Annotated in this window: 8 protein-coding genes; 6 read left to right on the top strand and 2 right to left on the bottom strand. The window is 63.5% G+C overall.

All coding sequences use genetic code 11. The features are described from left to right. Window positions 1-587 precede the first annotated feature (587 nt). The 6 genes from Q4F91_RS11530 to Q4F91_RS11505 all read left to right on the top strand — a co-directional run bounded on the left by Q4F91_RS11530 (window position 588) and on the right by Q4F91_RS11505 (window position 6,411). Complete coding sequence (locus Q4F91_RS11530) at window positions 588-1,991, top strand: hypothetical protein (RefSeq protein ID WP_303337860.1); 1,404 nt, start codon at window positions 588-590, stop codon at window positions 1,989-1,991. A gap of 15 nt (window positions 1,992-2,006) precedes the next feature. Further along, a complete protein-coding gene (locus tag Q4F91_RS11525; protein WP_303337858.1) occupies window positions 2,007-3,161 on the top strand; it encodes an MBL fold metallo-hydrolase in 1,155 nt (384 codons plus the stop codon). A 100-nt stretch (window positions 3,162-3,261) separates the two neighbouring features. Next, on the top strand, window positions 3,262-4,890 hold the full coding sequence (locus tag Q4F91_RS11520; protein WP_303337856.1) for a GTP-binding protein: 1,629 nt from the start codon (window positions 3,262-3,264) through the stop codon (window positions 4,888-4,890). 20 nt (window positions 4,891-4,910) lie between these two features. After that, window positions 4,911-5,480: a MotA/TolQ/ExbB proton channel family protein gene (locus Q4F91_RS11515; protein ID WP_303337854.1), complete on the top strand. Its 570-nt coding sequence runs from the start codon at window positions 4,911-4,913 to the stop codon at window positions 5,478-5,480. Further along, complete coding sequence (locus tag Q4F91_RS11510) at window positions 5,477-5,896, top strand: biopolymer transporter ExbD (RefSeq protein WP_303337852.1); 420 nt, start codon at window positions 5,477-5,479, stop codon at window positions 5,894-5,896. The genes Q4F91_RS11515 and Q4F91_RS11510 overlap by 4 nt, the downstream gene beginning before the upstream one ends. 2 nt (window positions 5,897-5,898) lie before the next feature. Next, window positions 5,899-6,411, top strand: coding sequence for an energy transducer TonB (locus Q4F91_RS11505; protein ID WP_303337849.1), 513 nt, complete (start codon window positions 5,899-5,901; stop codon window positions 6,409-6,411). Window positions 6,412-6,419: 8 nt separating this feature from the next. On the opposite strand, the gene Q4F91_RS11500 is transcribed toward Q4F91_RS11505, so the two are convergent. Together Q4F91_RS11500 and Q4F91_RS11495 are read right to left on the bottom strand one after the other, a co-directional pair. Then, complete coding sequence (locus Q4F91_RS11500; protein WP_303337847.1) at window positions 6,420-8,861, bottom strand: DEAD/DEAH box helicase; 2,442 nt, start codon at window positions 8,859-8,861, stop codon at window positions 6,420-6,422. A gap of 124 nt (window positions 8,862-8,985) precedes the next feature. Next, window positions 8,986-10,215, bottom strand: a complete 1,230-nt coding sequence (locus Q4F91_RS11495) for a hypothetical protein (RefSeq protein WP_303337845.1) — start codon at window positions 10,213-10,215, stop codon at window positions 8,986-8,988. Between the last annotated feature and the right edge of the window lie 141 nt (window positions 10,216-10,356).

Raw genomic sequence — 10,356 nt, 5'->3', positions numbered from 1 at the left:
TTCCTGAGTACGTCGACCAGGCCCTCGCGAAGCTCAAGGCCTTCTACGGCCGCAACCTCTGATCATCTCTGACGACTGTCATCATCTGATTGTCCCGCGCCCGCGTCATCTCTCTGACGCGGGCGTTTCTGTCAGCGCACGTTTTTCAAGAATTTCCACCCCCCGATCTCATCTCTCAATCCCGGTCTCCTGCCGTTTCCGCCTTTCACGATGCGTTCCGAAATATGAAATTAACTCAGTAAATGCAGTGTAAACCCTGTAAATTTTCCGTAAACTGAAATGTCTCATTCCATATTGATATTTTTACAGGGTTTTACCTAATTCTTCTCCGTTCTCCCTGGTTCGATAATTCAAGCGGAGCCCCGCAGAAGGAACCGGAACCCCCTCCGACCCCACGCGCGAGACCCCTTTACCACAAAGGACCAAAGCCGCGGCATCTGTACCACTTCTGATCACACAGGCTGAACCCGATGCCGCTCCCTCCCCTCTGAGCGCGCAACAATCTGCGCCAATAACGCACACCGCTCTCCTCCGAGCGCATCGCCTCCAGCTTTCAGAAGAAAGCACGGGCCGCGTGAGGAGGACATATGCCTCAAAAAGAACTACCCTTCCTTGAGCAGCGCAGACTTGTCAAACGATGGCAGGGTCCGCTCCCCGCTCTCGCCAATCTGGTCTTCACCCTGCTGATCTTCGCGATCACATGGTGGATCTTCCAGGACCCGCGCGGCGTCATGCGTTTCTACACGCCGTACGTCGGCTACAACTACTGCCGCTGGTGGCTGATCATCCTCATCTGGATGGCCTACATCTTCGACTTCTGGCCCTTCAAGCGTAAGTGGCTGGAAACGGCTCACCCGCTCCAGAAAGGCCTTGTGCTCGCCCTCATCTCCGTGGGCCTGCTCATCGCGATCATCCACGGCTTCTTCGAAGGCGTGCTCGGCAACACCGCCTTTGCGTACTTCAACCCCGAGCAGCTGCAGAAGCTCCCGGGTCTCACCGAGTTCTACGCAACGGAATACGCCGCCCAGGCCTGCATGATGTTCGCGGTCATCGCCTCGTGGATCAGCCCGGCGTGGATCGTCGCCCTCGAGGGCCGTCCCTGGCAGGATCTGGCCCAGCCGTGGAAAGGCTTTTCCATCTGGATGGGTACGTTTGCCCTTTCGCTCGTTATTTATTTAATGACGATGCATAATCACATGGGTATTCTGTATTATCCTTGGCAATATTTCACGGCTATTACTCCGCCTTATTGGGAAGATTTTGCCCAGACGGTTTCCGCCAATTTCCACGTCGCGTGGATCATGTGCTGCACGGTCGTCGTGTGGTTTATGGAAGGTATTTGGGAACGTTATCCCTTCACCCTCATCAAAACCCCGTGGCTGCGTCGCTTCGCCCTTTTCTTCGGCATTATCATCATTTCCGTTTCGCTGTGCTTCTTCTTCTGGTACATGCAGGAACTGACGTGGGGTGAGGCGATCCGCGGTCACCGCCGTGACGCCGCTCCCGACTGGCGCTGGCTGCACGTCGGAGAAACGGCCATCTTCTGCCTTGTGCCGGCCCTCTTCCTGCAGTTCTACTGCGGCAACTGGCCCCACAAGTACCCGAAGGCCATCAACATCCTGATCCGCACGTCGATCGTCATCGTCGGCGCCGCGCTCATCTACTGCCTCTACTACAAGTACGCGCACTTTGTGCTCGGCACGCAGAAGGGCTTCTCGCATCCGCAGCAGTTCCCGATGATCCCGATGATCTGGCTGATCAACATCTGGCTCGTCAACTGGTGGTTCATGGACGGCTGGCCCGGCTGGAAGCTTGAGATGCGCTCCGCCGAGGAAGTCGAGGCCGAGGCCGCCAAGGATGAGGCGAACACGGTCTGGCACAAGGACATGGGACTCGGTCTCGTGTGCGGCATCGTCGCCGGCATCGTCTTCTACGTCATCCTCATCAATGCGCTGCCGTGGCTCTCCGCCACCTTCACGCTGGTCGACTAACGAAAGGAACACATCATGGACAGACGCAAACTGCTGCTTTCGGGCGCCGCCCTCGGCGCCGGCGTCGGCACAATCGGCGCGATGGGAGCGTTCTCCTACTCACCCTTCCGCAGGATCCTGCTGCCTGAGACCCAGCGCGGCAACACCGACATCGGCATGTGCAAGTCGGTGAGGATCGTCAACATCTCCGAGACGAGCTGGTTCGACAACAAGATCTTCATGCAGGACGTGACGGCCTCCGGCGGCCTGCTCGTGGACCAGTACACCTACAACTGGGCCCCGTTCGGCAACGGCAAGGGCGCGGGCAAGGGCACCTATGCCGACGGCATCAAGATGCTCGAGCCGTACTTCGCCAAGGGCGACCTTGACGGCGCCTGGAACAACGCCAAGGAGCTCTGCCAGCACCCGGACAACGCGGGCGGCTTCTCCTGCCTCGTCGAAATCGAGGCGCTCGACGGCAAGAAGACCCGCTACCTCTTCGACTGCGGCTGGAACTACCAGTGGATGGACACGTGCTTCAAGCGCGAGGGCATCGACAAGATGCTCGCCAACGGCGAGATCGAGGCCTTCATCTCCACGCACGAGCACATGGATCACTACTGGGGCTTCCCGGTCGTCGCGAAGTACGCACCGAACATCCATGTCTACCGTCCGTCGACCTTCTACCCGGAAGGCAAGGACTACATGGCCAAGAGCGGCCACGTCGGCAAGGTGACCGAGGTCCAGAAGGGCCTGCACCGCCTGCAGGACGGCGTCGCGCTCTACCAGTTCGAGTGCCCGATCATCTTCCGCGTGTTCGGCGAGATGTCGATGTACTGCAACGTCAAGGACGTGGGCCTCGTGAGCATCACGGGCTGCTGCCATCAGGGCATCATCCTCTTCGCCGACACGGCCTACAAGGAGATCGCCTACGAGAAGGACCAGTTCTACGGCCTCTACGGCGGCCTGCACATCTCGCCCTTCGACGACTGGGATCCGAAGTACGATGACCTCGTGATCGGTCTGAAGAAGTGGAACCTGCAGCGCGTCGGCTGCAACCACTGCACGGGTCTCATCACCGCCCAGAAGTTCGTTGACGCGGGCTACCCGGTGGTGCAGGGCACCGCACGCTTCCGCTCGAAGACCACGAACTACCTCGGCAACGGCGACACGCTCTCGTTCCCGTCCTAGTGCGTGACTCCTGACTGACACATCCCGCGCGGCCGCTCGGAAAAGGCACCGCGCGGGATGATTCACTTCTCACCGCAGCAACCTTTCAGGCCTCCCCGTCATGCTTGAGCGAATCCTTCCCCGGGCAATCGATCCCGCCTCCGGCACGGAGTCCGTGTCGCTCATGACCTCGATCATCGGCGCGGTCCACCTTGACCGCACGCTCGCGAGAACGCTCGGCTGGCGCGGCGTCAAGCCCTCCTTCGCCGGCGGGGCCGCCTGGACCTTCCGCGTCGCCGGGAGCGACGCCGTGCACGGACTCGAGTTCATTGACGAGGAATCCGGAGACGGACTCGTCACGGGGCGCTTCCGCCTCTACGAGGTGCCCGCCGAGCAGGTGAAGGACGAGGGCCGCCGCGAGGCGCTCCGCGAGCTCTCGCTCAAAAGCGGCGAACTCGCCGGCTTCCGCTCGGGCACGCTCGAGATCAACTTCAGCGCCGACGGCGCGGGACTGCTTCTCTCGACCGAGTGCCCCTGGGCCGGGCACACCGGCACGATGCGCGTCTTCGCGCTCTTCGCCGCCACCGTCCGGGCCGTGCTTGAGGCTCCCGCCGAGCTCATCCTCAACGCCGAGCGCAGTGAATCGGGCGAACTCATCCTCGCCCCCTCGGCCGCGTACGGCACCTTCACGGGACAGATGCCCGGACGCAGGATGACTGCGCTCCACTTCGTGCACCGTCCCCGCTCGGAGGAGCTCGAGAGCCTTCCCGTCGTGCACGTGGTCACGGGCTTCCTCGGCTCGGGCAAGACCACCTTCCTCAGGGAATGGCTCGAATACCTCCACGGCCGCGAGCGCTTCACCGGCGTCATCCAGAACGAGTTCGGCGAGGCGGACCTCGACAGCCTCATCCTCTCGGGCCAGACCCGCGTGGAATCGCTCGACGACGGGTGCGTCTGCTGCTCGCTCGCCGACACCCTCCGCCCCGGCATTGAGCGCCTCATCGCCGCGACGCCCGCCGAGCAGTTCATCCTCGAGACCACGGGCGTCGCCTCGCCCTCCTTCGTGATGGACTCGCTCTGGACCCTGGGCGACCTCGTGCGCAGGGGACTGCTCATCGCCGTCGCCGACGGCTACGACCTCACGCAGAATCCCTCGCGGCTCGACGAGACCGACTGCATCCGCGACCAGGTCGCAAGCGCGGACGTGATCATCGTGAGCAAGGCCGATGCCGTCGAGGACGAGGCGCTCGAGCGCCTCTCCGCGCGGCTCAAGCTCCTCAACGACGAGGCGCTCATCATCGAGGCCGACCACGGCCGCATTCCCTTCGCCGTGCTCGACAAGTTCTACGAGCACTGGCTCGACACCCGCGGCTACGAGCTGCCCTCGCGCAGCGGCCGGGCCGTGAAGCTGCGCCCCGCCCCCGCGGGCCGCGGCCCCATCCATTTCGGCGCGCCCGCCGTGAGCGACGAGGCCTCGGGGCGCTTCACCACGCGCACCGTCGAGTTCGACGGCCCCATGACCACGGACCGCATCCGCGACCTTGTCCGCGAAGCGGGCCCGGCGCTCAGGCGCGCCAAGGGCGTCGCCGACATCGAGGGCGAAGGCCGCATGCTCATCCAGTGCGCCTCGGGCGTGCTCGCGATCGAGCCCGTTCCCGCCGACGCCGCCGAGGCCGGCTTCTCTGACGGCCGCAGCTTCCTCGTTCTCATCTCGGAGCGCCCCGGCACGCAGCCGGAAACGCCCGCCTGACTTTTCCGGAGACCATCACCATGAACATCCTCACCCTCGGCGGACCGATGATGTGGCCGCTTCTGGCCGTCTCCATCGCCGCGCTCGCCATCATCGTCGAGCGCCTTCTCGTGCTCTCGAATTACCGCGTGCCGAAGCTCGGCGCCTCCGACTCGGGCGAGGCCGCGCTCGCGGCCGCGGGCTCGGTCGAGTTGCTCGGCGAGTTCACGACGCTCCTGAAGCGCGAACACCCTGACGAGCGGCTTCTCGAGGCCGCCGGGCAGGACGTCATCCACCGCATGGAGACACGGCTCGGGCTTCTCACCGTGCTCGCGAAGTCCGCAACGCTCCTCGGCCTCCTCGGCACGATCCTCGGCATGATCAGCGCCTTCTTCGTGGTCGCGGGCTCCACGGGCGGCGTCGACATGTCGCAGCTCGCCGACGGTCTGTGGCAGGCGCTCATCACGACCGCGACGGGCCTCATCATCGCCATCCCGAGCTACCTCGCTGCGGCCTGGTTCCAGATGAAGGCCGACGCGATGGCGCGCTTCCTGATGCTCGCCGCGAACATCGTCCTCGCCTCGGCCTCCCGGGGAGGAGGTGCCGAATGATCCGGCTCAAGACCCGCACCGGGTTCAGGGACGAGCTCGACATGACGCCCCTGATCGACGTCGTCTTCATCCTGCTCCTCTTCTTCGTGATCGCCGCGTCCTTCACCGTTCGCGGGCTTGACGTGGAACTGCCGCCCGCGAAGGCGACCCGCGCCATCACCGGCAAGATCATCGAGATCCGGCTTCTTGAGAACGGCAGCTTCATCGTGGACGACGTGCCCGTCACCCGCGAGGACCTGCCCTACCGCGTCCATGACCTCGTGAGGCTCCTCAAGTCCGAGCCCGGGCAGCTCGTGCTCGTCGCCGCGCCCAAGGCCCCCGTCGAGGCGCTCGTCTTCCTCGTCGACCAGGTGAGACGCAACGGCGGCGAGAAGCTCATGGTGGCGGCGGTGGCGCCGCAGGGGGACGGCAGGTGAGCATGTCCGAGCAGCTGCGCATGGGTCTGCTCGTCTCCACGGGCGTCCATCTCGTGCTCCTCGTGGGCGCGGGAGGCGTCGCCATGCACGAGAGTGACGGCGCGGGCAACGTGCGCATCGACCTCGCGACGCTCGACGCGGTGACGGTCGCCCCCGAGGGTGCGCTCTCGATCGGCGCCATGACCGGCGCGGGAGACGAGGAGAGCAAGGCCGTCGAGAAGCGCCGCATGCTCTACCAGCGCTACATCGAGGAAGTGAGTGACGAAATCCATGCCCACCGTCTCGACTCGGGCAGAAGCGACCTGATCGGCATCGCCGCGGTCGCCTTCCGCGCGGATGCCGCCGGCATCTTCCACGGCATCGTTCTGCGAAAGAGCTCGGGCAACCCGGAGCTTGACGAGGCATCGCTCAGAGCAGTGCGGGCCTCAAGCGGCAAGGTGAAGCGCCCGAAGGAACTCGGCACCGGTGACATCACCGTCGTCGAGGAAGTGCGGTTCCAGTACGGTCTGCGCTGACAGAGCGCTCACTCGGTGAGTTCAAAGAGTTTCCTGAGCTCTTCGACCGGCAGGTCGCCGATCCACTGCTCGCCCGTGGCGACGGTCATCTCGGCGAGGCTCCTCTTCGCCTGAAGCATCTCGTTGATGCGCTCCTCGAAGGTGCCTGCCGTGATCATGCGGTAGACGAGCACGTCACGCTGCTGCCCGATGCGGAAGGCGCGGTCGGTCGCCTGATCCTCGACGGCGGGGTTCCACCAGAGGTCATAGTGAATGACGGCCGACGCGGCGGTGAGGTTGAGGCCGGTGCCTCCCACCTTGAGCGTGAGGATGAGGATTTTCGCCGACCGGTCCTCCTGGAAACGGTCCACGATCCGCTGGCGCTCATAGAGCGTGAGGCTGCCGTGTACGAACGAAGGCGTCTCGTCTGTCGCTGCTCCTATCCAGCGCTGCAGCCGCTCGCCCATCTCCACGTACTGAGTGAAGATGATCACCTTGCGGTCGGCATCCCTGCACTCATTGATGATCTCAAGCAGCGCATCGCCCTTGCCCGAGTCGGGCGCGTCGGCCCTGGTCTTCAGGAACTGCGAGGGCGAGTTGCAGATCTGCTTCAGGCTCGTGATGAGCTTCAGGACCCTGCCCTTTCTTGCGATGCGGCTTTTCGCCGACTCGATGTCAGCAAGATCCTTCCTGAGCGTCTTCTCATAGAGCGCGGCCTGCTCCGGGCGCAGCGTGACGAAATGGTCAATCACGGTCTTCTCGGGCAGGTCCGCGATGATCGCCTTGTCCGTCTTCAGGCGCCTCAGCATGAAGGGCGCGGTGAGACGACGGAAAGCCTCCGCGGTCTTCTCGTCATGGTCGGCCTCGATGGGCTTCACGAAGGTTTCCTCGAACTCCCGCTTCGTGCCGAGGATTCTCGGCTGCACTGTCGAAAGAATTGACCAGTACTCGAGCAGGCGGTTCTCGACCGGGGTGCCCGTCATGGCGATTACCTGATCTGCCTTCAGGCCGCGAACGGCCTCCGCCTGAGCGGTCGAGACATTCTTGATCGCCTGCGCCTCGTCAATGACAAGTAGCTTCCAGTGATGCTTCACCAGAAGCGCAAAATCCTGCCGCAACGTGCCGTAGCTCGTGATCGTCACATCCGGGAGTTTCCCAGGAGGCGGAAGCTCGCGCTGCAGACCGTGATACACGCCCCGGGTGAGCGACGGCGCGAAGCGGGCGATCTCACGGAGCCAGTTCGTGATGATCGTGGTCGGCACCACGACGAGCACCTTGAGCTCCTCAAGTTCCCCTCTGTTTTTGAGCTCAAGGATCGCGCTGATCACCTGAACCGTCTTGCCGAGGCCCATGTCGTCGGCGATGAGCGCGCCGATGCCGAGCGACATGTTCTTCATGAGCCATGAGAAGCCGCGCTCCTGATAGGGGCGGAGCGTCGCCCTGAGCCCCTCGGGAGGCGGAACGTCCTTCACCTCGGTGATCTCCCTGAGGGACATCCGGACGGCATCGTCGAGCTCAAGCGGCATGCCCATGTACTCGTTCTGAAGCACCGCCCGGATCTTCTCGAGCTGCGTGAGCCGCGGGGGATTTATGAGCATCCCGCGGATGCGGTCGATCTCCTCCTCGTCGAGGAAGACGTACTTTCCTTCCCACGGGATGATCTTCCCGCGGTATTTGTCGGCGAGCGCGAGAAACTCCTCGCGCGAGAGGGTCGTGTCGCCGATCGCCGCTCTCCAGTCAAAGTCGGCGAGCGCCTCGCGCGAGAGGAAGTGCCGCGCAAACCCCTCGTCCCCGGAGACGAAACCGAGGAGCCTCGGCCGCAGGAGTCTGCGGAAGCTCCGCGGCATGATCACCGCCACGCCGAGAAGCGAGAGCTGCGGCACGGTGTCGAAGAGACACTCACGGATCTCAGAGGGTTCAACCTCGACGGACGCTCCCCGGTTCTCAAGCAGCCGGGCCGCGGCAGGGAAATATTCCGAGAGCGACCTGAGCACGCCGATCGCTGCAAGACGGTGCGGCCGATAACGCTCGTCGGAGAGAATCTCCGGCAGGAACACGGGTCGGTCAGTCGGGAGTTCTCCCTCGACCGGCGGCCGCGCATCTCCGGCCGACGGCGCGCCCGCGTCCTCCATGCCGAGAACGGCGGCGCGCACGCGCCTGAGATCCGCGTCATGACTCAGAATGCCGAAGTCCATGAGCACCCGGCCCGCAGCGAAACGCAGTGCGAAAACCGTCTGCCAGGGATAGGCGCCCGCGAGCATGTAATGCCTGAGTCCCTGCGCATAGGCGGGGCCCACCCAGTCCTGAACCCAGCCGTCCGCTCCGGAATGATCGTTGCAGACGAGGAGTCCCTCGAAGCGGTCCCGGACATCCATGCTGTGCGACTGCCTCGTCGTGGCCCAGTTGATCCAGCCGCTCACACCGATCGAGAGCGCGAGGATCGCAAAGCGCTCGGAATTACCGGCTACCACCCGGGCCCTTGAGCCGGAAAGCATGCGCCTGTAGAAAGGCCTGAGCCCCCGCGCAAGCTGCGCCACCACATCGCGAACGGCCGGATGCCCGACCGCGGGAATCCAACGGATGCGAGGACAGGCATTAATGGGTCTCATCCATGACGACCGTCGGCATGACGGCTCCGCAGAGAAGCAACTTCGCCGACAGGAGCGATATCTCCCGCCAGCACTCGAACTCCAGCGGCATCTCCCGGATGTCGGCTGCAGTGACCTGAAGGAGCGCGGGGAAGAACTCGTGACGGGGAACTTTCAGATCCCGAAGCTCTTCGCCGCGATAGTCTTTTTCGAATTCCTGGAGAATGATCAGCGGCGCTATCTGCTCGGGCTCGATCTTGAGCAGCGGCACGACCGGCGTGCCTTTGTCGACCTTTCTGGAGTCCTCGCAGATTTTTCCGAGAAATGTCTTCCAGCCTGTCGCCGCCGAGGCCGGACGCCCCTCGGCTTCCTGATCCGCTGCCCAGGCCGCGGAGACCGCCGGTGCGACGTAGTAGGCAACCAACCCGAACGCATGTCTCACGAATGCGCGGCAGTCGTCGTTGTCCGAGAATGCAAGCTGCCTCGGAAAGAGATCAATCATCAGGGAGGTCAGATCCGGGATGCGCGTGTACGGAATCGTGCGAAGTTCCCGGAGCGCCCGCTCCTCACGGGAGAGCCCGGAGCCGTCCCTTCCGGGCCGGGCGTCCTCGGGCTCATCATTATCGCGGGCCATCAGCGCCGTCATGAAGTCGAGAAAGCGCTCGTTGGTCATGGGCTTCACGCGAGTGAAGTCCTCGAAGTCGATGCCCCGGTCCTTGAGCTCCTTTGTCAGATCTATTCCCCGGAGTGTGAAAAGCAGGAACGGATTCACATCCAGCCAGTTGGCTGTATAGAGAAGAAGCGCCGCCTCGTGCCGGCAGAAACCGCCTGAAAGCGTCCTCTTGCCGCAGCCGCAGTCCAGACCGTACGACGTGACTTTTCTCGGGATGAGCTCGGCTCCGAAGTGCTCGAAGAGATCAGGGAGCTCATGCGGTATCAGTCCTTCAGCCAGTGCGGCGACGATGAAGGGATCCGCTGCGACGGCGTCAAGGATTTCTCCGCGCACGGCGGCGGCCGTCTGCTTCAGGCTGAATGATGTTTCCGTCTCCGACCACTTGCTGCGACCTTCGAAGTTCATCAGCAGCCAGGGACCGTACTCGCTCAGGCGGAACTTTCCGGCTTTCTCAAGCGCGCTTCTTCCCGAAGTGATGAACCGCTTGCCATAGGTCTCCTCAAAGGGCCGCAGCAGAGCCCGCCCCCACCAGGTTGCCGTGTACAGACCTTTCCGAGCAGCCATGATCCTCAATCCCGTCGTTGATTCCGAGCCGTCCCATGACGGATAGCATGGGGCGGATTCTAAGAGGCGGGGCCCCGGCAAGACGCAAAAAATCCCGGAACCCATCGTTTCTGACAGGTTCCGGGAAGCACAAAGGAGAGA

It is taken from the genome of Sutterella sp. (assembly GCF_030539355.1).
Taxonomy (GTDB): Bacteria; Pseudomonadota; Gammaproteobacteria; order Burkholderiales; family Burkholderiaceae_F; genus Sutterella.
This window is presented reverse-complemented; position numbering and strand designations above follow the sequence as displayed.

Coding starts and splice junctions, on each gene's coding strand:
- Q4F91_RS11495 (WP_303337845.1), bottom strand. CDS start 10,215: ATGGCTGCTCGGAAAGGTCTGTACACGGCAACCTGGTGGGGGCGGGCT.
- Q4F91_RS11515 (WP_303337854.1), top strand. CDS start 4,911: ATGAACATCCTCACCCTCGGCGGACCGATGATGTGGCCGCTTCTGGCC.
- Q4F91_RS11530 (WP_303337860.1), top strand. CDS start 588: ATGCCTCAAAAAGAACTACCCTTCCTTGAGCAGCGCAGACTTGTCAAA.
- Q4F91_RS11505 (WP_303337849.1), top strand. CDS start 5,899: ATGTCCGAGCAGCTGCGCATGGGTCTGCTCGTCTCCACGGGCGTCCAT.
- Q4F91_RS11525 (WP_303337858.1), top strand. CDS start 2,007: ATGGACAGACGCAAACTGCTGCTTTCGGGCGCCGCCCTCGGCGCCGGC.
- Q4F91_RS11520 (WP_303337856.1), top strand. CDS start 3,262: ATGCTTGAGCGAATCCTTCCCCGGGCAATCGATCCCGCCTCCGGCACG.
- Q4F91_RS11510 (WP_303337852.1), top strand. CDS start 5,477: ATGATCCGGCTCAAGACCCGCACCGGGTTCAGGGACGAGCTCGACATG.